General features: G+C 50.7%; 14 protein-coding genes. 12 read left to right on the top strand and 2 right to left on the bottom strand.

Annotation, left to right across the window (positions count from 1 at the left end):
- Positions 1–2 precede the first annotated feature (2 nt).
- The 7 genes from AC506A_RS09030 (at position 3) to AC506A_RS09000 (ending at position 11,567) form a co-directional block, all read left to right on the top strand.
- Complete coding sequence (locus tag AC506A_RS09030; RefSeq protein ID WP_495460603.1) at positions 3–1,103, top strand: phage late control D family protein; 1,101 nt, start codon at positions 3–5, stop codon at positions 1,101–1,103.
- A complete protein-coding gene (locus tag AC506A_RS09025; RefSeq protein WP_495460602.1) occupies positions 1,100–1,813 on the top strand; it encodes a phage baseplate assembly protein V in 714 nt (237 codons plus the stop codon). The genes AC506A_RS09030 and AC506A_RS09025 overlap by 4 nt, the downstream gene beginning before the upstream one ends.
- 30 nt (positions 1,814–1,843) lie before the next feature.
- On the top strand, positions 1,844–2,242 hold the full coding sequence (locus AC506A_RS09020) for a GPW/gp25 family protein (protein ID WP_495460601.1): 399 nt from the start codon (positions 1,844–1,846) through the stop codon (positions 2,240–2,242).
- A 25-nt stretch (positions 2,243–2,267) separates the two neighbouring features.
- A complete protein-coding gene (locus tag AC506A_RS09015) occupies positions 2,268–5,351 on the top strand; it encodes a baseplate J/gp47 family protein (protein WP_495460600.1) in 3,084 nt (1,027 codons plus the stop codon).
- A gap of 45 nt (positions 5,352–5,396) precedes the next feature.
- Positions 5,397–7,682: a putative baseplate assembly protein gene (locus tag AC506A_RS09010; protein ID WP_495460599.1), complete on the top strand. Its 2,286-nt coding sequence runs from the start codon at positions 5,397–5,399 to the stop codon at positions 7,680–7,682.
- 85 nt (positions 7,683–7,767) lie between these two features.
- Positions 7,768–9,834, top strand: a complete 2,067-nt coding sequence (locus AC506A_RS09005) for a phage tail protein (protein WP_495460598.1) — start codon at positions 7,768–7,770, stop codon at positions 9,832–9,834.
- Between the two features lie 44 nt (positions 9,835–9,878).
- A complete protein-coding gene (locus tag AC506A_RS09000) occupies positions 9,879–11,567 on the top strand; it encodes a hypothetical protein (RefSeq protein WP_495460597.1) in 1,689 nt (562 codons plus the stop codon).
- 52 nt (positions 11,568–11,619) lie between these two features.
- Here the strand turns inward: AC506A_RS09000 and AC506A_RS08995 are convergent, their stop codons facing one another.
- Positions 11,620–13,527 carry an MORN repeat-containing protein gene (locus AC506A_RS08995; protein ID WP_495460596.1) on the bottom strand — a complete coding sequence of 636 codons (1,908 nt, stop codon included), beginning with the start codon at positions 13,525–13,527 and terminating at the stop codon, positions 11,620–11,622.
- Positions 13,528–13,532: 5 nt separating this feature from the next.
- A complete protein-coding gene (locus tag AC506A_RS08990) occupies positions 13,533–13,919 on the bottom strand; it encodes a DUF4280 domain-containing protein (RefSeq protein WP_495460595.1) in 387 nt (128 codons plus the stop codon).
- Positions 13,920–14,126: 207 nt separating this feature from the next.
- On the opposite strand from AC506A_RS08990, the gene AC506A_RS08985 reads away from it, so the two are divergent.
- The 5 genes from AC506A_RS08985 (at position 14,127) to AC506A_RS08965 (ending at position 23,268) form a co-directional block, all read left to right on the top strand.
- Complete coding sequence (locus tag AC506A_RS08985) at positions 14,127–16,907, top strand: adenylate/guanylate cyclase domain-containing protein (RefSeq protein WP_495460594.1); 2,781 nt, start codon at positions 14,127–14,129, stop codon at positions 16,905–16,907.
- 19 nt (positions 16,908–16,926) lie between these two features.
- Positions 16,927–17,457: a GNAT family N-acetyltransferase gene (locus AC506A_RS08980; RefSeq protein ID WP_495460593.1), complete on the top strand. Its 531-nt coding sequence runs from the start codon at positions 16,927–16,929 to the stop codon at positions 17,455–17,457.
- Positions 17,435–20,530: a cyclic nucleotide-binding domain-containing protein gene (locus AC506A_RS08975; RefSeq protein WP_495460592.1), complete on the top strand. Its 3,096-nt coding sequence runs from the start codon at positions 17,435–17,437 to the stop codon at positions 20,528–20,530. The genes AC506A_RS08980 and AC506A_RS08975 overlap by 23 nt, the downstream gene beginning before the upstream one ends.
- A 165-nt stretch (positions 20,531–20,695) precedes the next feature.
- Positions 20,696–21,913: a formaldehyde dehydrogenase, glutathione-independent gene (gene fdhA / locus AC506A_RS08970; protein ID WP_495460591.1), complete on the top strand. Its 1,218-nt coding sequence runs from the start codon at positions 20,696–20,698 to the stop codon at positions 21,911–21,913.
- A gap of 356 nt (positions 21,914–22,269) precedes the next feature.
- The gene (locus AC506A_RS08965) at positions 22,270–23,268 is read left to right on the top strand and encodes an eCIS core domain-containing protein (protein WP_495460590.1); all 999 of its coding nucleotides are present in this window, start codon (positions 22,270–22,272) and stop codon (positions 23,266–23,268) included.
- The last annotated feature ends 69 nt before the right edge of the window (positions 23,269–23,337 follow it).

Genomic DNA, 23,337 nt, shown 5'->3' with positions numbered 1-23,337 from the left:
TTATGGCAGATGTAAAGTTTGATAACAGTACCTATCAATTTGACTCGCTGGAGCAGAAGTACCGCAATTTCTTTGCACCTGCTTTCGAAATTGTGATTGATGGGAACAGCATGATTCGGCAAAGTGTTGCGATCTCGTCGGTTAAAGTGAATACGACGGTTAATCAGAAAGCGGATTCCTTTCATTTTACCGTTCAGAATGCGTTTGACCCGGTCCGCCGTGAATTTCAATGGATCAACAGCTTCCTCGCTGTCGGCAAGTACGTTGAAATCAAAATGGGCTACACCGATAAGCTGGAAACGGTGTTCTACGGCATCATAACTTCGGTTGATCTGGAGTACCCGTCAGACGGTAATCCGACTGTAAGTGTTTCGGGCATGGATATCTCTTTCCTCATGATGAAGGGTTCTCACTCTAATTCATGGAAGGAAAAGAAGGACAGCGACGTGGTAAAGGTAATCGGCGCGAAATACGGTGCGAAGCTGTCCGTCGATACGACGACAGTGACGAGGCCGATCATCGAGCAAATTCGAATGACGGATTTTCAGTTTCTGACACAGCTGGCGAAGGCGAACGACTATGATTTTTTTGTTGTCGGTAAGACGCTCTATTTTCGCGAATCGAAGAACTCCAAGACTCCAGTCATCACGCTTATGTACGGTAAAAATTTGCGCAGCTACTCCACCAGTGTCGATATTTCCAACCAGGTGAGCCAAGTTATCGTCCGAGGTTTTGATCCGAAAACCTCCACAGCCATTGAAGCTACTTCCGGACAAGTCGACATCATCGGTTCGAATTCCCGCACAGGGAAGGACATCATGCGCGCGCTTGCAGATTACACCAAGGAATATGTTTACACCAATGCAACGACGATGCAGGAGGCGCAGGATCTTGCAGACGCAATGATGAATGAACGAGCAATGGATTTGGTCACAGGCTCAGGCGAAAGTATCGGAATTCCGGAAATCCGTGCAGGCCGCTATATCAAACTAGAAGGACTTGGCGCGAAATTCAATCAGCCGATGTATTTGACCGGGGTTAGTCACTCCATCTCCGCATCCGGATATACGACAAGTTTTGAGGTAGGGGGGAATGCAATATGAGTAACGGCATGTACGGCGGCGGCTCCAGCGGTTCAGGCGGCATAGAAGGGGTTATGCTGGCAGTCGTCACGAATAACAAGGACCCTGACAAAATCGGTCGTGTGAAGCTGAAGTTCCCGCATCGCGAAATTACGCAAGAGACCGATTGGGTGCGCTGCATTACCTTCATGGGTGGCAAAGACAGAGGGAGCCTGTTCGTTCCCGAAGTGAATGATGAGGTGCTGGTCGCGTTCCATATGGGCGATTTCAATCAACCTTATGTCATCGGTTCATTGTGGAACAAAAGCAATCCGGCGCCTGCAGGGGATGAGAACAACAACATCCGCAAAATCAAATCCAAAGCAGGACATGAATTTATTTTCGACGATACGTCCTCCAAAGAGAAAGTGACGCTGCAAACCAAGAAGGGCAGTAAGATCGAATTCACCGACAGCACCGAGGAGATCAAGCTGACCGACAAGAGCGGTAAGAACAATCTCACCATTGTGGGAAGCGGGACAGGGAAGCTGACCTTAACGAGCTCTTCTACCAAGATCGAAATTTCCGGGGCCGGCGATGTGACCATTTCGAGTACGAAAGAAGTAACGATCAAATCGACGCAGATCAAGATCGAAGCAAGCGCAGCACTGAACCTTAAAGGCGGTGCAACCGTCGATATCAAGTCCGACGGCATCGTCAACATCAAAGGCGCAATGGTCAAAATCAATTAAGCTGCGACATGCAGGAGGGGGACGGCGGTTATGGCATCATTTCTGGGTAGAGGCTGGAAATTCCCCATAGAAGTCGACTCCACTACGGGACGAATCAAGACCGCGGAGAAGGAACACGATATCGCGGAAGCCATTCGCATTATCCTGTGGACGAATAAAGGGGAACGTGTCATGCGGCCTGATTTTGGCTGCGGGATTCATGAGTTCGTGTTCGAGACGACGGACGAAACGACGCTGCGATTATTGGAGACGAACATTCAAGAGGCGATCCGAATTTGGGAGCCGCGCGTACATGAGGTCGAAGTTCACGCAGAGCATGACGGCGATCAAGCCGGCAAGCTGCTGCTTAACATTTCGTATGTCGTCCGGAGCACGAACAATTTATTCAATCAGGTCTATCCTTTCTATTTGGAGGAAGGTACGAAGTAGATGACAAAGGGTGGAGCAGGAGACCATGATGAACAATACCCGAAGTGGGGCAGGCGCGCCGCTGGCAATTGATAAGCGCGATCTGGCTGCTCTTGCCCGCTGGATGAAGGAGACAGCCCCTTTCTATACCCCGGAGTGGCGGTTCTCGCCTGAAGACCCAGATCCCGGAACGGCGCTGTTCTACTTGGCAGCGAACATGCTGCAAGAGAATGCGAAGCGGCTGAATCGGACGCCTGAGAAGAATTTCATTGCGTTCCTCAATATGCTGGAAACGAAGCTTCAGTCGGCACGTCCTGCGCGTACGCATGTCGTATTCCGGATGAATGAAGGTGCTACTGAGCCGGTATGGATTCCGCGCGGGACGCAATTAACGGCTCCGTCGCCAAGCGGAGGCGAAGAACTGCTCTTCGAGAGTGAGCGGGCGATGCTCGTAACACCGGCTAAGCTGACGGATGTCATCAGCATAAGTCCGGCGCTTGATGCGATCACGTTATCTGCGGAATCGTATACGGAGAAACTTGCGGAGGGAAAAGGGGAAGTGCCGCTCTTCCAGGCGGCCTACGGGATTAACCTGCAGGAGCACGCTATCTACTTACGTGAGGATGATCTGCTCTTCGCGACGCATCCCGCCATCATCCGCGTGAATTTGTTTCATTCCGCGAAGAGGTATAAGCAGCCTCAGCTGGCTGCGGCTATGGCAGATACGGAGCTGCTGGAGTGGACGTATTATTCCGAAGGCGAATGGGTGCCTTTTGACGAGATTACGAGTGTGGGAAACACGGTTTCCTTACATAAAACGACTGTTCGACCGATCGATCCGGTGGAAATCGGCGGCATTGAAGGCCGTTATATCCGGTGCAAATTGAAAGTGATAGACGCCTCCGCCAACCCGCTGCTGGCTCAAGAGGTAGAGCTGGATCAGTTGTCGTTAACATCTGCATTCGACCCAAGCCATGGCGTTGACGGCATTTCGCCTACGATGCTCATTCACAATGATATGGAGCTGAGCAGTGACGGATTTTATCCGTTCGGTGAGCATTTTGCGCCGTATTCTACGTTTTATATCAGCAGCGAAGAAGCATTTTGCAAACGTGATGGCAGGCTTGAACTAAGCTTCAGGATGAAAACGTTGCCGAATGCCTTGCGCACAGCGCCGGATCCTGAAATTCGCTGGCGCATGATTATGCGTCGTACGGAGCTGGAGAAGAAGGACCCGCCGAAGATTCGGATTCAGCGCGTACTGTGGGAATACTGGAACGGCAGCGGGTGGGTACGACTTCCCGGAAGCGAGCGATATGAGACCTTGTTTAGCGAGCTGCCGGAGAATGAAGTTTTGACCTGCAGCGTTTCCCTGCATTGTCCGCAGGATTTGGAACAAACTTTCGTCAATTCACAGTTTGACTATTGGATTCGCGTCCGTGTAGTCGCAATGGACAATCTGTATGCACCGGAAATGATCTATGTTACGCCGTGGATGGATCAATTAAAGCTGCAATACAGTTACGAGGACCGCAGCTTCCCGGCAGCGTCCGCCATCATGTTCAATAATGCAGCGATGAGAGAAGTGACTAGAGAAGCAAGCGGCGGCGGCAAGCCGTTTCGGCCGTTTGAGCCGATCGATTGCAGCTATCCAGCAGTTATATTTGGATTTGATTCTCCTCCGATTAAAGGACCGATTGCCATGCAAGTTACATTGCAGCCATCGAAGTGGGACGCATCTAAACGGCCATGGATCGAGTGGGAGGCGCTCATCCGCGAAGGTACAACGGTACAGTGGAAGCCATTATCGGTCATTGATGAGACGAACGGGTTCACAGAGAGCGGCATTGTACAGTTTGCGGGTCCACCAGATCTTTATCAGACCCTGCTCTACGGGAGAGAACGCTATTGGTTACGTGCTGTCAACCGCGACGGCTGTTATGACTTAGAGGATCAAGCAAAGCCTGCAGCCAAGCGGCTGGATATGAACGCCGTTCAAGTGCTGCAGCAGCGAACCATAACAGGAGAAACGCCGGAACGAACGCGCGGCGTTTACCGATTATCCAGGTCACCGGTCATTGCTGAGGAAGTTTGGGTCGATGAGACCGAGACAATGCCTAAGCATGAATTGGAAGAGCAGCTGTCACAAGCACCTACTGCTATCGAAGTCTTATATGACAGTGAAGGGCAAGTGCAGCGCGTTTGGGTAAAGTGGAACGGGGTAGAATCATTCCTCACTTCAACCGCGATGGATCGTCATTATGTACTCGACGGTGCTGCTGGAACGGTCACTTTCGGTGAAGGCATAAGAGGCCGCGCCGTCCCGGGAGGCGGTCCAGACAGTATTCGTGTGAATTACAAAGTCACGGCAGGGGCAGAAGGTAACGTTGGAGCAGGTGAGATTGCAGGACTGCTGCAATCCATTGCCTTCATAGCCGGAGCAACCAATCCAAGTGCAGCCGGTGGAGGCTGTCATACAGAGAAGCTGGATGCAGCGTTACGGCGGGGACCGCAGCGCCTGAAGCATCAGGGGCGAGCCGTAACGGCTGAAGACTTCGAATGGCTGGCTAGAGAAGCGTATCCCGGGCTGGCTAAAGTCAAATGTCTGCCGAATCGGAATGTGCATCTGGAACGCAGCCTAGGTTCGATTACACTTGTTGCTTTATCGGAGCCGGGCGACTCCGGATATGCCTTGTTTCCTGCGTTGAAACGCCAAATCGAAACGTATTTGATTGAACGTGCAGCAAACACGGTATCTCATTTACCTTCGGTTCAGGTCATCGCTCCCGCATTTTTATTCGTATCTGTTACGGTTTCAGTTACAGTGGAGTCACTTGAGGATGTACTGCCTGCAGAGGCCGATTGCCAAATCAAACTGGCACAATTTCTGGATCCGATTCGCGGCAAGCTGGACGGAAAAGGCTGGGGAATTGGCGAAACCTTGCATGAATCGCTCTTCTATTCCCTGCTCAAATCTGTTCGTGCGATCAAAAATATAGATAAGCTGTACATCTCCATGTTGAAGGTGGAGGACGGAACGACCATCGAAATTGATCCGTCGAAGCAATCCATGTACCCGCATGCTTTGCTTTGCAGCGGCACGCATACTGTGAAAGTGACAACGAGCTAATACCACCGTGCCTTCCGGCACTGAACAAGAAAGGAGGTGCACGTCTTGCTGCCGATCCCCAATTTAGACGATCGTCGCTTTCAGCAAATCGTAGAAGAAGCGCGTAAAGCGATTCCGAAGTTTATGCCGGAGTGGACGGATGAGAATGCGCATGATCCCGGCATCACGATGATTGAGCTGTTCGCATGGCTAAGCGAAATGCAGCAGTTCTATATTAATCGGGTACCGGAGCGCAACCAGCTTAAGTTTCTTAAGCTGCTGGGCGCTAAGCCTCAGCTCGCACATCGCGCGCATACGCAGGTCAGCTTCCAAGGGGCAAATCGGCCGCTAATGCTGCCGAAAGGCACGAAGCTGCAGGCACAGGATCAGCCTTTTGAAACGACAGAAGCGATCCGACTGCATCCGGCCCGAATCGACCGCATTATCGTTCGAACCGATAAAGAAGCCAATGATTACACGTCCACTAACGATCATGTCGGCGTCTCCTTCTATGCATTCGGCCCTGAAGCGCGTCAAGGCAGCAGACTATATATCGCTTTTGACCTTGAGCTGATGCCCGGAGATGAGCTGACCATGGCGATATCGTTATTCGATGATGGATTGGTTCCGCTTATCTCTGTTGATGACGCGAGCAAGGCGATCGTACCTTCTGCTAAGGTATCGTGGAAGTTTTATGGAAATAACGGTACGCCACCTGAACTCATCGGTTCGGAGAACGGTCAACAAGAAAGTGATATCGGCGCTGGCGGTAGTGGGCATTCCGCATGGATGCCGCTTGAGCTCATCCATGATGATACGGTTCAGCTCATGTACAGTGGAATGATTACGTTCCGTGTACCGCATGGGATGAGACCGGTCATGGTCCATCCGGCGAATGACAGAGGTCGCTACTGGTTCTGCTGCACAGTAGAGCAATCGGGCTACGAGAATCCGCCTCGGATCGAACATATTGCGTTCAATACGGTGAAAGCCGTCCAACAATATACGTTTAGTGAATTGTTCCATGCTGATCTTAGCAGTGGGGAACATAAGGAAATAAACGTTTCGTCCTACCTTGCCGCTAATGGCTTCATACGTGTGCAATCCCAGCATGAGTCAGGAGGCTGGGTGGATTGGACGGAAACGACAGATTATCAGCTGCTGCAGAATATTGAAACAGGTGAAGCTGTCATCACGCCAAGTGATGGAAGTCCGGATCTTCTTCCACAACAAGGGAAGACAACCTTGCGGGTAATCGCCCAAACGGAGGCGTTTCGCGAGCAGTGTATCATCGGGCAGAGCAACGGTTTGCCGAGACAGAAGCTGGTTGTCTACGACTACCCGCTGCAGAATAACCGATTTACACTCCAGATTGGGCGTAAGCTTCATGACGGGAGCTGGCTGTGGGAGGATTGGACCGAAGTGGACAACTTCGACAACTCGGCTTCCACGGATCGGCATTTCTTGTTCGATGCAGCAGAGCATGAGATTAGATTCGGCGATAATGAGCGCGGAAGTGTACCGCAAGCATGCGACGAGCCGAATATCTGGGTCATCGCCTGCTTGCTTGGAGGGGGAACTCGTGGAAACGTGAAGCCCCATCTCATCACCGAAATCGTCTCCCATAGTGAGGAAAGCGAACAGCTGCTGGGACAATTATCCGTAACTAATCACCAGTTTGCAGTTGGCGGTACGGAACCGGAATCGCTTGAAGCTTGCATAGAGCGTGTCCGCAGAGAACTCCATGAACCGTTTCGGGCGGTTACGGCAGATGATATCGAGCATATCGTTCGTCATACACCCGGACTTCGGGTAGCGAGAGTAAAGGCGCTGCCGCTCTATATGAAAGGGCTAAAGGATTATCCGCGCAACCAAGCGCCGGGGCAACTGACTGTAGCGGTCGTGCCATATAGTCCCGCCATTACTCCGACTCCGAGCACGGGTTTTCTGGAAAGTGTGAAGAGGCATCTGGACGAGCGAAGATTGATTACGACTGAACTCCATGTGATAGCACCTGAATATATCGGGATTACCGTACATGCAATCATCGTCGTCGAGCCTCATTTTGTCGATGAAAGCCAGCAGATCGTTATGGCGCTCAATAGGCTGCTAAGGCCGCTTGATGGCCGGGACGGATCGAAGGGCTGGCCTTTTGGCAGAACCGTTTACAAAGGGGATTTGTTCGGGCTCATGAACGAGATGAAAGGCGTCGCCTATATTCAAGAATTATGGCTAGACGCTGAAGGGCATGGCTGGACCAAAACATCCGGTGGGGACATCGAGCTACCACCGTACGGATTAGTGTACTCAGCCGGGCATGAGATTGAATTAATCAGCAGGACGAACCTGTAACAATGGGATCGGAATTGAAACGGCGCGTGACATAAGATCGCTTAAGGGGGGAGACGGGCTGGAGCAGGGGACGCTGTTTTTTTCAATGAACAAAGAAAGTGACTGGGCTGCAAGCAGCAAAGCTAACTTGGAGTGGACAACGGCCGGGCTTCATATTTCACAAACGCAAAAATACGGCATTCGCAGCACACTGCATCTAAACGAATTAGACGGCATACGCGACGTGCATGAGTTCGTCATCGGGCCTTACGGCAGACTTTATGTCCTGGACGCAGCCAGCGACGTGTGGTTGTATGATTCGGAATACCATCATCACGAGAAGCTGTTTCCAAGCGGTCATGGACTGTTCGGCATCCGATCGCTGCTCGCGGTAATCGGGGATACGCTTCTTGTAGCGGATCCGGAGAGGCAGCAATGTTCGGCTTATGCCATTGGCAACTCCCAGACGTACTGGAGCTTAAGCGAGTGTAATGGGGTCGAGCTATTTCCGATTGCAGCAGTTTCTGATGATCACCACTTTTATGTGGTAACGCCACTCGCAGTTGAACGGAATCCGGAAGGGGAACTCATCGTTCCGGGTGGAACAGGCATTGGGATCGTGAAGCTCGATCGGAACGGTCAATGTGCAGGTATCGTTTCAGAGGAGAAATGGGTTCTACCAACGTCTGTGAAGCTGCATTACTTATATAAGCGCTTCTATGTGGCCGTTTCTACAGAACGAAGTGTATATGTGTTCGATAGTGAGGCGCATACGCTTCGCGGCTTCTCTTACAAAGGAGAAATGCTCTCTCGGATGTTTTTACCTTCCTTGAAATTTGCAGGGCTCGCTGTCGATTCGATGAATCAGCTTTACATTGGAGACTCCAGACATATTGCCGACGAAGGCGAAGACGATCGATTCGTGCTTAATCTCGGCGAAACCGGTGAATCCATCACAAAGGTGCCAGGCTCCAGAGGCAAAGCGGACAAGCTGATGTTCGACGCGCGCGACTGCATGTATATTCTAAATGCCGAAGATGGCACGGTCACGGTGCTCGAACTGCAGCCGAGAACGATGGAGCGAATGGAAACCGGTGCGCTCGAAGGCATTTGCCTTACAACCGCATTAGACAGCACAGAAGCAGAAACAGTTTGGCATAAAATGGTGCTGGAAGCGGACATTCCGGATGAAACGCAACTGCGTATCTCGTACTTCTGCTCCGATCAGAAGCAGATGATCATCGGCGGCAGATTTATGGCGATGGATGATTTCATTCGAGATCCCAATCGTGACATGCTGGAGAAATCGAGAACGCTGGAGTCGTTCTGGTCTGCACCGGTTACCAATCCGAAAGATGCGCTGTTCTTCGATGCCAAAGGCCGGTACATGTGGCTCAAAATCGAATGGATCGGCAGCGAGCGCAAAACACCATGCCTCTCTAAGCTGCGAGTTGTGTTCCCGCGCAGTACCTATCTGAGCCATCTGCCTGCCGTTTATCAGGAGGATTCGACCGGTTTTACAGAGCGATTCCTAGCCTTATTCGGTACGATGTTTGATAGTATCGAAACGCAGGTGCAGGATATTCCGCGTCACTTAGACAGCGAGCTGACGGAAGGACCGTATTTGAAATGGCTGGGCAGCTGGCTTGGCATTGAGGTGGATGAGCATTGGAGCGATGAGCAAATCCGCCGTTTCATCCGAGAAGCGCCGCAGTTGTATCGGTACAGAGGAACCCGCCGAGGCATCGAGAAGATGGTCGAGATTTACACGGGCAGCAAGCCGTATATCGTGGAATATTTTCAATATAAAATGATGCGGGAATCCGCGGAACTCCGCGAGCTGACCGATTTATTATACGGCATGCATCCCTGCAGCTTCTCCGTGCTCGTCACGACGGAACAGGCAAATACAGAGAAGCAAAGACTTATGCTGGAGCGGATGCTGAATGAGCATAAACCGGCATTTACGGATGCCCATCTGATTGTGCTTCAACCGTGGATGTACCTCGATATGCATACCTATCTGGAGGTCAATACACTGTTGTCGGAGCCGTCGCTGCTGCGAATCGACCCGAACCGTTCGATGCCAAGCGATACCATCATCGTCGATGTCGACCGCGACAGAAGGCTTGATCTGCATACCCGCTTAGGCTTGGATTCAGAGATGGAATAGAACAGACGATTGATCCTCGACTATATGAATTAGGAGCTGATTGAGTGAAAAAAAGCAGATATTACCCGTTTGAACGGAATCGTTATTTTTATGGGAAGCTGCTGACGGTTCGGGATTTCGAATCCGAGCAAAAATATGTCGGCGACAAGCGTCGGCTGCTGAATCGGCTTCTTGTTGGAAGCGGGGTCGTGTCCGGCATGCATGTCGTGGCGGTGGACGACAAATCCATTACGGTTGAGATGGGCGTGGCTATCGATTATGCCGGACGCGAAATCGTTATTCCGTCTCCGACAACGCTGAAGCTGTCGATGATCGAAGGTTTCACGAATAATGAGTATAAGAAGAACGTGTACCTCTACGCCGCCTATGATGAGAAAGGGAAAGAGCCGGTACATGCGATTGCCAATTCCGCGGTCCGTTCTGAGGATGTCAGCGAATATAATCGCGTTCTGGAGAGCTATCGTTTATTTATCAAAGAGGAAGCGCCGGATCCGGCATCCTTTGAGCATGTTCGTCTATCTGAAGTCATTGCACCTATCTATCAGGATGGACAAGTCCGCATCTATCAGCGCATGCCGAAGTATGCTGGGCAGGAAGCTGTAGTAGATGTAACGCTAGTTGTAGAGAAAACGCTGCAAACGCCTCGTATTTCACTGGAATTCCAAGTGGAAGCGGACGGCCTGACACCGGTTGGGCTGGAAGACGGTGTGGTTTCGTTCTCAGAGCCAGGTGACGGGCAGGAAACCGAATATACCTATACCTATTCCGTGAAAGCGGCAAATTGGGCAGATGGGCGTAAAGCATCGCTTCGTATCGACAGCCAAAGCATCGTCTTAAATATTGGCGACCTGCGTGTTCCGATCGATAGTAATCCAGCGCATGAAGTCGAAATTATTAGCGAACCGGCGGTCGAACGCATCACGCGTGATTATTTTGATCGGACGCTGGATCAAGCCATTGATGGTGTTGCAGAACAAAGTATCTGTCTGGCAAAGATTAGTTTGCTTCAGATGGGACCGACCTATATGATCGAGGGCGTTGAGCGCGTGCCTTTCGGCGAATATGTGTACAATCCGTCCTTGTTGCAGCGAGTAGGCGCATTTGGAACGAAGGATCAACTGTCCAAATTCTTTACTTCTTCGGAAGCCTTCACCGTGCCGTTCGGCCAAGAGCCGCGGCTTGATGTGGACTACAATCCGGAGCGGAGCGAGTTTTCCTTCAAGCTTGGTGTTCCGCAGCCGCAGCATTTGCAAGATGAGTTGGCGACCGGTACCGTAACGGTGGAGCTGGAGCCCAATGCCAAGAGCGGCCTTTATTTCTTCTCTCGCGGACAGAAAAATTATGTAACAGGCGAGATCGAGAGCGGGCTGGGCGAAGGCCAGTTGTATGTAATGGTCGGCCTCGAAGATAAGGATGTTAATATTACTTCCGATCTGCTGCAAGCGAGCGATCAAGTGTACTACGGATCTTCCGACGTGTTCAAAGGAAGCGAATTCGAGTCACAGCTGCCTAACGTAACTTTCGGCACGGTTGTTTATCCGAGCAAAGGGACGTTCCGTATCGGAATGAAGCTGGGACAAGCGACAGAAGCCTCGGCTATCAAGCTGCGCTGGTGGGCATTCAAGAAGCTGCCAGGGACGGAATCGGCTGTAGTGGTTGAATCGGCAGCAACTACTGCTGCGAAGGTTCTGCAATCGGGCATGAATGAAGCCGCTGCATCCACTGATAGATAGATTGGTAAGTACAACAAAGGCGGCGCAGTGGATAACCACTGCGCCGCCTTTGTTATTCGGTTTGAAGCATCGATTTCGTCACGCTTAGTCTAACCGGTACTTTCTCTGTTTTAAAATAAGTAAAGGTGAGATTGAAGTCGCCGAGCGGATAAACCACAATTGATTTGTCGGCATCGATCGTTTCTTTCATGCCGTCAATTTTTAGCGCCTGGACCTGTTTTAATAGCTCCACAATAATGAACTTGTTCCACAGATTAACCTCTGCTACGTAGGCCTCTTCAGGATTAGCTTCGTCCGGCTCCAGTATGAACGATAGTTGATAGGCGGCATAGGTCATTAATGAAGGACCCGCAGGTAATGTCGCTTCAGTATCGCCGGCAGGAAGCTCATCCTGAGTAGTCGGTGTGTCAGCAGATGGGGACTCTACTAGGGAAGATTCGGCTGCTGCCTCAGCTTCCACCGTTGTTGTCGACTTCTCGGCCGATGCTGTTTTTACCGGTTTTGGTTTATCGCCATCGGTTGCCGTCGCCTTGTCGGCTTCTTCTTCCTTCGGTTCGTCAGTGCCGGCAGCGCCTTGATCTTCGCTTGCAGGAGTCGTTCCTGTATTGTCATTAGCGTTGTCATTAGCATCCGCATCTGTTTCAGTTCCGACAGTGCTTCCGCTTGCTTCGCCTTCAACTGAACCGTCCACTGCTGAGGGTTCCTCGTCTACAGCAAGATCTTCCGCAACATCCACAGCAGCATCATCCGCGCCTTCACTAGCTGCTACTTCAGGGGGAACGTCAGCTTCGCCGAGCACATCTTGCAGCTTCTTGCGCGTAAGGCTGATGAAACCAGCCAGGTTGATTTTGCCGCTTTGGAAAAATCCTTTGTACACCGTATTGCCATCGGCATCATTGAGCGCGCCAACACCGTCATAACGACCGTTCTTGTATTTGCCTGCATAAAGCACGGTTCCCGTGGCAATGTCGAAAGATTGTCCGTCACCATGCTTAACGCCGCTGCTGAACCCGCCGGTGTAAGCGATCGTTCCTTTCTCAGTAAACAATGAGCCTAGACCGTTGTATAACCCGAGCTGAAACGCTCCTTTATATTTCACGACGCCGTTTGGATAATATTCGGTTCCTTCTCCGGAGAGTGCTCCGTTCTTGAATTCGCCTTCAACCTGAACCGTTTGGTCCGGTCGCATCAGCTTCCCGGCGCCTTCGTACACATTGTTGGACCAGTTGCCATCATAGACGACAGCACCTTGTGTATCGTACGATTTGCCTGCTCCTCCATATGCGCCTTGCAGAAAACCGCCTGCATACAGCATACCGCCAAGCTCGTTATAGAGCGTGCCGTTGCCTTCGAATTTACCTCCGACAAAGTCGCCTTCATAATTTATTTTCCCATCGCTGTAGAACAACGTTCCGGGACCGCCATATTGATCAAGCGCAAAATTTCCGCGGTAGAGCAGCTTGCCGTCTTGATCGAACAGTTCACCCATACCGTTCTTAAGTCCTTTGGCAAAGTCGCCTTGATAGATAAGCTTCCCTTCTGGGCTGTACAGTTTGCCAGTGCCTTCATATAAACCGGCAGCGATACCGCCTTCATAGAGCAAGGAACCGCCGTCAAGGATCTTGGCTGTACCCGTGAAGGAAGCCAAGCTTGCTGCTGTCGCTTCGATTTTAGGCGTGCGTGCGAGCAGCTTGTTCAGCATCTTAGGCGGCTTGATGAAGCCGAAATAGAAGATGACCAGTCCGACAAGGACAATGATGACTACAAGTTTCTTAGCAATGAAGAAGCGGCCGAACGGAATATAGTTTTTGACCGATTGTTCTGCCGGATTGAGGATCGATTTGACCCATTTGCCGAGGAACACGAGCAGAAACTTAGGCAGCTGCTTCGCATACTTCATGGGAATCATGAAGAGCTTCTTGAACGGTTTGATAAACGGTTTGAGGAATTGCTCCAGCATCTTCATCAGGGCACCTGTATCGTGAATTGACCCGGCACTGTAATTTGAATCATGCCGCCCCAGTTGCACAAGCATTTCGATGAATTGTTTAATGCGGGCATGTTAGCGACCAAGACAGTAGGTGAACCGGGCGCCCAAGGCGCAGCCGTGATCGGAATGCAGGGCATTGGCGTCAATGCGCCGAGCGCCGCGGCAGTAGCTGCCGCGACCTGCGGATTCGCCAGCGAGCTGCACATACCGAAGGGCATAATATTGACCATTGGCTTATTGTCCATAATGTTGGCAATCGGCATCGCGGTCATGACCCGATTCGCGGGCAAGACGCTCAGTGCACTCGGTGCTACACCAAATGAGCACTGCAGCATCGCGCCTTGACAAACAAGCTGACCCATAAACGTTCCCCTTTGTCTGATAGACTTTCAATCATGTCTTCCGAACTATAATCTCTCTAGTTAATAGTACTATAAAGCATTTCCAAGCTTCAATAAGAGATGTCGGTTCTTGGCGAAAATATGCAGTTTTTTGATGTCTCTGGGAGTACTTTGTAGTAGTATGGTAATAAATCGCTATTTTTCTCTCTGAAAGGGAGCGTCCTACAGATGAACCAGCCAAAGCCTATCAAATCCTCGAACAAAAGCAGCTATCCCCGTTTATGGCTGACTATACTTTTATGTTGTTTAGTAGGGTTATCTGTATACTTGTTTCTGCATCGGAACGAACTCACTCAGAATCCAACGAAGGATGCGACTGCACTTTCGAATTTGTCGGCTATAGCGGCGGGAACGGGTGGCGATGTCTATGTAATTAGTGATGCGAAGCAGCAAATTCAAGCCATTGACAGTGAGGGTAAGCTCAAGTACCGGATTAAACAAACGAGCAGTAATCGGAGTAATTTCAGCGAGCTTGCCGTCGACGATCAAGGCCGGATCTATACAATTAATACGGTGCTGGATCAATACGGCTTATATGTAGAGTCCGAAGAAATTGTGCGCTACACCGCAGAGGGCAAGCTTGATAAACAGCTCTTCATGTGGAAAGGCGATCAGACCAGCAAACGAATCGGGCAGCTCAGATCGCTTCAAATTCATAATAATCTATTAACCTTTTACATAAGCAAGCCAAATGAAGTTCAGCAGAAGCAGCTTTCACTGGATAACTGGAAGTGGACACAGCCTTTCGCATTTAAGCTGCCGCCGAATCGATTCCTCTCCGAGGTGTATGGAACGGAGCCAGGTTCGATCTACTTCACTACTAAGCGTGGCGCGATTTACCAAGTCGCCGCGGATGGAACAAGCAAGTCACTCTACCCGGTAGCCGGCATGGAGAATACTCGCAAAAACTTTCCGGAGCGTTTGAAGCTGGACAGCAACGGAAATATCCTATTCATTGATCGATCCATTAACGCACTAACAAAGCTCTCGCCTCAATCAACGAACCCGATCACATTGCTGATAGAAGAACCGGCTCTGGCCGCGGCTGCACCGGAAGCAGAAAGTCTGGAGATCGCGGATTATTCCCTGCATGCGGATGGGAGCGGGGAGCTGCTGCTGGCTGATCGAATAATGAAACAAAGCAGCAACGGGGCAGTAACGCCATCCTTTGCACAGCTGCAATACAGTGGTCAAGAACGAACGCAGCAATGGCTCGTTTGGGGGGCTGCGCTCGCTGGTTTACTTCTCTTGGCAGCAGCTGCACGGCTTGTTTACATTCATCTCATGCGTCGCCGCATTTCGTTCTTCCTTAAACAAATGGTAGCTTTCGTGCCACTCGTAACCATATCGATGGTCCTGCTTTCCAATTCCATCTATGACGGCTTCTCCGGCAAAATGGAAGAGGAGATGAAGCGGGAGTTGTCCGTTCTGGCACAGAGCGGCAAATATATTATTGATGGCGATCGTCTAGAGAAACTTACGTCACCTAATGATTTCATGAATGCCGACTATCAAGAGATTAAAGAGCGGATGAACGTGTTATTCCAACACGATAACAGCATAGACCGCAGAGGGTTATACAGCACGGTATACAAGTACGAGAACGGCAAGCTCTATATCATTGCAGATGATGATGATGGCGTGAACATGTTTAAGCCATTCCCGTTATCGGAAGACAACCTTCCGGTCGTCGAGCAAGGACAAGTCATGAGCGGCAGCTGGGTTGATGCGAACGGCCAGTGGACTTATGCGATTGCTCCCGTCTACAACTCAAAGGGCGAGATTGTCGGTATTTACGAGACAGGCCGCGATTTGAACGTTCTGCGAGCAGAGAATGCGACGATTAACCAAACGATTTTCAAAAATATTACGATTATTACAGTACTCATCCTGTTTGTATTTATGTTATCCTCCTATTTCCTGTTAGCGTCCTTGCGGAAGCTGCGCAAGAGCGTTACAGATATAACGAATGGGAACTGGGACGCAGAAGTACATATTCGCTCACGCGATGAGGTGGCTGACCTCGGAGAGCAATTTAATCTCATGGTGCGCCATATTCGGCAATATATCAGCGACATCACAGCATTCAGCGAAGCATCGTTCCGCTTTGTGCCGCAGCAAGTATTTAAGTATTTGGGCAAACGAGGCATCCTCGATGTTCATCTCGGTGATCAAGTCCAACAGAACATGGTTGTTATGGTAACGAAGCTGAGGCAGTTCTATGAAATGTCGAAAGGGTTGACGCCTAAAGAAAACTTCAACTTCATGAACTCGTTCCTCAGTCGATTCGGACCTCTTGTACGTAAGGAGAACGGCCTAATCAGCAATTACCTCGGTGCAGGGTTCATGACCTTGTTCCCAAGTCGAACAGAAGATGCGATTAAAGCGGCTATTGCCATTCGTAAAGAATTGCTCGTTTATAACGGTCACAGAGCCAAAGTGAACTATATTCCGGTGGAGATCGGCATTGCCATTCATAAAGGGCCGCTCATGCTCGGTATCATCGGCGAAGAGACGAAGATGGAGAGCAATGTCATTTCAGACGATGTGACGTTGACCTCGCGTTTGGAGGAGCTTTCGGAGACGCTGGGCGTATCCATTCTCGTGACGCGGTCTGCCTTGGAGTCGATGGAAGCGCCGGAGCGGTTCCAATTCCGCTGGCTTGGACGCGTACATATCGAGGGAAATCAAGAACCGATCGAACTTTATGATGTTTATGAAGGCGACACGGAGGCATTGCGCTCCGGTAAGGACAAGACGAAGAAGCTGTTCGAGCGGGGGATTCAGCTCTATCAGGAAGGCCGTTTCTTTGATGCAAGGGAGACTTTCGTTGAAGTGATCAAGTGGAACCGTCTCGATAAAACCGCAAAGCTGTACTTCTATCTATGCGATGAATATTTCCAAAGGGGCACTGCTGTCGATTGGAACGGCACGCTGGCCGTTTCATAAGGCAAAGGGAGGTTAACGAATGATGCGACAAACGATCTTTCAAGTGCGTCCGCTTAAGCTCGAAGAAGAAGCAAGGCAGATCAGCTCGTTCTTTCTGTCGGAAGACTCGTTTGACGACGTCAACCACACGCCCGGTGAAATCCAGCATTATCTTACCAATCCGCTAAATGCGCTCACCTCCGATTATGAATACCGTTTTGTTCAAAATGAGCGTAATGAAATCATCGGCGTTATCGGATATTTACAAAATGAACAGCAAACCGGCGGCTACTACTTGGATTATCTGGTTGTTCATAAGAAGTACCGCAATTACGGCATCGCGTCACTGTTGTTGACCGACATGATCGAGGTGCTGCGATCTCGGGCAGCTCGTTACCTATTGACGTATACATGTGATACGGATGCCTACAAACCGGTGCGCAGATTATTTGAGCGTCAAGGGTTTCTGCTTGCTGGCCGCTGTCCCGATTATTATTTTGAAGGGGAAGATCGGTTGATATATAGCTTGAAGCTGAGCAGCTTACGATATGAGGAAATCATCGGATCATGAGAGTAAACAAATTCAGAAGCAAAATGGTGCTAAAACGATGAATGCAATGATACTAAGATGGATCGGCGTCAAATTCGAGGATCGGCGAAAGCTGGCCATGATGGCGCCTGTTTTTTTTCTGTGCGGGATTTCAGAGCTGCTCAACTATAACGGTTATATGACTTTGTTCAATCAGCGCTTCGGCAGTGAATATTTGCCATATGTGTACGGAGCGGAAGCGATTATCATGCCGCTTGAGGCTTGGTTTATGTCTTGGCTGACGAGCCGACTCACCAAACCGCAGCTCATGCGTACGCTCTTTGTCATAATGGGTGTCATTATAGGCGTTAATGCTGCCGCATTGCTGTTGTTTAATAGCTTGGATATCAGTCCACGTGCCTATTATCCGTTTCTATTCCTTAGCTCGAGCTTCGTTGTAAGGCAGCAAACGATTCTGTTATGGAGTCTGGCAGTCGATCTGTGTCCGACCCAGCAAGCTAAAAGGCTGATGCCTGTCTTTGTTTCATCTGCCGCACTTGGCGGCATTGCCGCAGGGGTGCTGGCACAACTTGTGAGCAAATGGATTGGCGCAGATGCGGTCTATATGTTAGCGCCGCTATTCCTGCTTGCCGGCGGTGTGAACTATTGGAAGTCAATCGCGCATTATCTTGTTCCGCTAACATTGAAGCAGGAGCGCAGTGTCGCATCAGGTACTGCTGAAGGTGGACTGTCTTCCGGTGACTATCTCAAACGCTCCTTCACAACGCCTTATTTGCTAGTAGCAATCGGCATTATGACGCTGATGCCTGCCCTGTATTTCTTAATGGAATATGTCTTTCTGAATGTCACTCGTACCATCTACAAGACGGAAACGGAGTTTGCGTCTTTCTTTGGACTAGTGACAACGCTGCTATTTACGATTGCCTTGCTGCTCCAGTTGGTCTCGAATCGCTTAATGGCATGGCTCGGACAAAGCAATATGCTGCCTGCGATTGCCATCATATTTACTTGTGGTTTCGTGGCGGCTGCCGCTACGTTCGGGACATCGTTCATTCTCTACTCGTTGTCTGTGGGGTATATGTTCCTCTATCTGTTACTCTATTATTTCGCGGAGCCTGCGAATCAGCTGTTCTTCAAGCTGCTGCCGATGCTCCAGCGGGATGGGTACCGTTATATAGCGCAAGGTGTCGCGGCATCCCTAGGTATTCTGATCGGCGCGCTTCTGCAGTCGCTGCACGCGGAGCTTGGATTTAGTCTAAGGCTGCTGGCTTGGATCGGTGGAGGCGGAGCTTTGCTGCTCGTGCTGCTGACCTACATTGGAAAATCCCTATATATTCGAGAATTGATTCGCAGCGTACAGACGATGTCGGATACGAGGCAGGATCTTGCGCTGGCCTTCGACGAGTACATGCGCGAGAATAAATTACCTCTTATGTTGGAACAACTGCTGGCGAACAGCAATGACTATGCCCGCGAGGTTGCGCTTGGGATGATTGGCCGAACAGGCGACGATACTTATCTTCCGAAGCTGCTGGCACTTGTCGATGATCGCAGTGCCCGAATTCGAATCGCTTCGCTCAGGGCGATGAACCTCGAACGAGCAGAGCTCCAGGCTTTGGTTAAGGTAGCCTCATTCCTGGAAGACCCCGACTATGAGGTACGGGCAGCCGGTGTCCGTTTGCTGGGCAGAGCCGATCATATGAGGCATCAAGCCGTATATTTCGTCAGACTGAAACTGCTGGATTCGAGTCCTAAGGTCGTAGCCGAAGCGGTCAAAGCGCTCTATTATTTGCAAAATGAGCAAAGCTTCGAAGCCTGTTATGAGGTTATTCAGCGGTACTTGAAAGAAGGCGGAGAACAGACTGTCTACATTTGCCGAGTTATTGCTGAACTGGAAATGTACAGTTTTCTGCCGGATGTTGAGCAACTGCTTGGCCATAGCGATCCTGCTGTTCGTGCTGAAGCCATTGCATGCATGGGAAAGCTGCGGCATATCCCTGCCATCCCGTGGTTGCTCGAGCAGCTTGAGTGGGCTGAGCCGGCTTTATATGAGGTTACAATAGAAGCTTTTATCACAATGGGAAGCGGTGCTGCCCTACCGTTGCAGGATGTCTTGCAGCAAGCGCAGCCGAAGGTATGGAGCGCTGCGGTACGTGCGCTTGCCGCTCTGCTGGACGAAGTAGAATGCCAGTCCGTGCTGCTTGCTGCTGCTCTGTTGAAGTTAGATGAGCTGTGGAAGAGTCGCGATATAGAGGCAGCCCTATACAAGATGGAGCTTAACACAAGAGCTGAGCTGGCGCGGATGCGACTGACCGAGCATAAGAAATTTCTGCTCGATGGGGTCTGGACCGTCATGGAACGAACCGCAGAAGGTGATGTTGTTAATGCCGTTCGCAGGGCGATCGAGGATGAGGATGAGGAGATTAGAGAGAGCGGACTTGAAGCGTTGGCAGAAGGAACGGCAGACAAACGGTTGACCGCCGCACTGCTCTCCTTGTTCGAAGGTTGGAGCGCCCCGCATACCGACATGCCGAATGATCAAGCCGTTCAAGTGCTGCGCGCAGCAGCCGGTCTGCAGGATATGTGGCTGCAGTTGCTCGCTTCCGATGCACTGCAACGAGAGGAGAACGAACCATTGAGTGGACAACAGGCGTTAATGGGGATGCTGGATAAAGTGGTATTTTTGAAGCAAGTTTCGTTCTTCAGCGATCTTTCCTTGGAAGAGCTCGGGTATATTGCCGGTATTGCCGTGGAAGAAAAGCATTCTAGTGCTACTCGACTGGTAGCTAGCGGGGAGATCAACAACAAGCTGGGTGTAATCGTGGAAGGTTCGGTTCAGTTGCTTGCGGCAGGAAGCAAGAACGGCATCATAGCGGAGCTTGGTCCAAAGGATGTTTTCGGAGAAACTTCGGCCATCGATGCAACGATCGCTACGACGACGGCTCGTTCCGCCGGGGAAGTTCGCATTCTGACTTTGCTTGGCGATGAAATGGCGAAGCTCATTCGGCTTCATCCGGAAATTGGGATGGGCTTGCTGAAAGCGTCGCTCGCTCGTGTGCGTATGCTAGAGAAGATGATAGCCCAAACGGGTTGATAACAGGAGATGAAGAAACTGCGGAAAGCTGGCAGTTTCTTTTTTTTGATTCATAGAGTGTGAAAGACAGGAGAATAAGCATAGCTTTTCAACCTGGAAGCGATTACAATGATAGGGTGATATTTTTCTGATTATTTATTCCAGTATAAGAGGAGAGGCTGACGAATGGCAGGAAATCGTGCAGTAGTGTATGTAGAATCCGGTAAAGTTGAAGTACGGGATATTTCTTATCCTGATCTGGTTTTGCGTGACGGCCCGGGTGTTAATCCGCTTAATGTCGGCAGAAAATGCGATCACGGCGTCATCCTTAAAGTAATTACTACTAACATATGCGGAAGCGATCAGCACATGGTGCGTGGTCGCACAACGGCCCCGAGCGGTCTTGTGCTTGGTCATGAAATTACGGGCGAAGTCATTGAAGTAGGCCGCGATGTAGAGTTTATCAAGAAGGGCGACCTCGTATCGGTTCCTTTCAATATTGCTTGTGGACGCTGCCGTAACTGTAAAGAACGCAACACTAATGTGTGCTCGAACGTGAATCCGGATCGTCCCGGCTCTGCTTATGGATATGTCGATATGGGCGGCTGGGTTGGCGGTCAATCGGAATACGTAATGGTGCCTTACGCGGACTTCCAATTGTTGAAATTCCCGGATAAAGAGCGCGCGATGGAGAAAATTCTTGATTTGACGATGCTCTCCGATATTTTCCCAACTGGATACCACGGTGCTGTTAGCGCAGGCGTGAAGCCAGGCTCAACGGTTTATATCGCAGGTGCCGGTCCTGTCGGTCTTGCAGCGGCTCACTCCGCTCAATTGCTCGGTGCAGCTGTTGTCATCGTAGGCGATCTGAACAGCGAACGTCTTGCACAAGCTAGAAGCTTCGGCTGTGAAACGGTTAACTTGCGTGAACATGCGAATTTGGCTGAGCAAATCGACCAAATCCTTGGCTCTCCGGAAGTGGATTGCGCCGTTGACTGCGTAGGCTTCGAAGCTCACGGTCATGGTAAATCACACGGTGAAGCACCGGCAACCGTGCTGAACTCCATCATGGAAGTTACGCGTGCCGGCGGCAGACTGGGTATTCCAGGCTTGTATGTAACAGGTGACCCGGGTGCGGTGGATGAGGATGCTAAGATCGGCACACTCAAAATCCGTTTCGGCCTCGGCTGGGCGAAATCTCATACATTCGTTACAGGTCAAACGCCGGTTATGCAATATAACCGCGACCTGATGACAGCGATTCTTAGCGGCAGAGCGCAAATTGCGAAAGCCGTTAACGCTACGCTGATCTCGCTCGATCAAGCTCCGGATGCTTACTCGGCATTCGATCAAGGCGCTTCCAAGAAGTTTGTTATCGATCCACACGGCTCTGTCCGTCGTTAATCGAATCGTTTATAAGCTGCCTCAAAAGTTGATTGTGACTTTTGAGGCAGCTTTTGTTTTATATGGACCGCAACTGCGCGTGAGGAAGTGAGAGTTAGAAAAACGAACTCTCACGGCCGAAACCGCGCTGAAATGAGGCTGAGTGTTCAGAAATGGAACTCTCAGAAGTCAAACTAATTAATTTGGTTAGTATGCGTGTAAACAATACATTAGGTAGTTTTTGATCGCAGATTGGCACAAGTAAGCACAAGTATTGATGGTTGCAGAAACTAGTGAATCTTGACGAAACTTTTAATAAATTATGGTATATTAAGAGAAAAGCGGCTTGTTAGCGGATTCGGGGAGGAAAACTTTCAGTGAGAACTTTCGGTTCAGGCAAATCGATTCGTAAAATGGACAAAAGCACGTACGAGCAAACTTCGGCCCCACGTGCCAAACCCAATTCGATTGCTCATGTGCAGCGCGCACTGGCCAGCGGAGCGCCGCTCCAGGCGGCAGACATGCATACGCTGCAGCGCTCGATCGGCAACTCGGCGGCTAGGCAGCTGACCGCTGGCAGCGGGAAGCCAATCATGGCCAAAATGACGATCAATCAGCCTACCGATGCGTACGAGCTGGAAGCGGATCAAGTCGCGTTTCGCGTAGCTAGCGATCTGCAATCCAATTCAAAGGATAGCGATTCCGCTGTGCAGCGAATGGAAGAGCAAGGCGAGACCGAGGAAGAAGAGCTGCAGCTGAAAGCGGACAGCGCCGGAGCGATCCAGCGAATGGAAGAGCAAAGCGAGAGCGAGGAAGAAGAGCTGCAGCTGAAAGCGGACAGCGCCGGAGCGATCCAGCGAATGGAAGAGCAAGGCGAGAGCGAGGAAGAAGAGCTGCAGCTGAAAGCGGACAGCGCCGGTGCGATCCAGCGAATGGAAGAGCAGGGCGAGAGCGAGGAAGAAGAGCTGCAGCTGAAAGCGGACAGCGCCGGTGCGATCCAGCGAATGGAAGAGCAGGGCGAGGAGGAAGAGCTGCAGCTGAAGCGTGATCCGTTCTCGGTTATCCAGCGTGCCGCCGAGGGAGCTCCTGCAGAAGCCGGCCCGGGAGTTGAGGAGTCGATTAACGAGCTTCGCGGCAAGGGACAGCCTTTGCCGGATCGTCTGCGCCAGCAGCTTGAGGATTCATTTGGCGCCGATTTCAGCAAGGTTTCGATTCACACTGACAATGCTGCGGATGATCTTGCGAAGAAGGTCGGTGCCAGAGCTTTTACAACCGGAAACGATATCTTCTTCCGTCAAGGCGAGTATAAACCAGGCACGGCAAGCGGGCTGCAGCTTCTCAGTCATGAGCTTACCCATATCGTCCAACAGAACTAATCGTGAAAGAAAAAAAGCAAACCATTCCGCTCAGGAAAGTTTGCTTTTTTGTTGTCATATATCCGTAAG

It is taken from the genome of Paenibacillus sp. N22P23, assembly GCF_059383735.1.
Note: the sequence above shows the minus strand (reverse complement) of the source record. Positions and strands in the feature narration are given on the sequence as shown.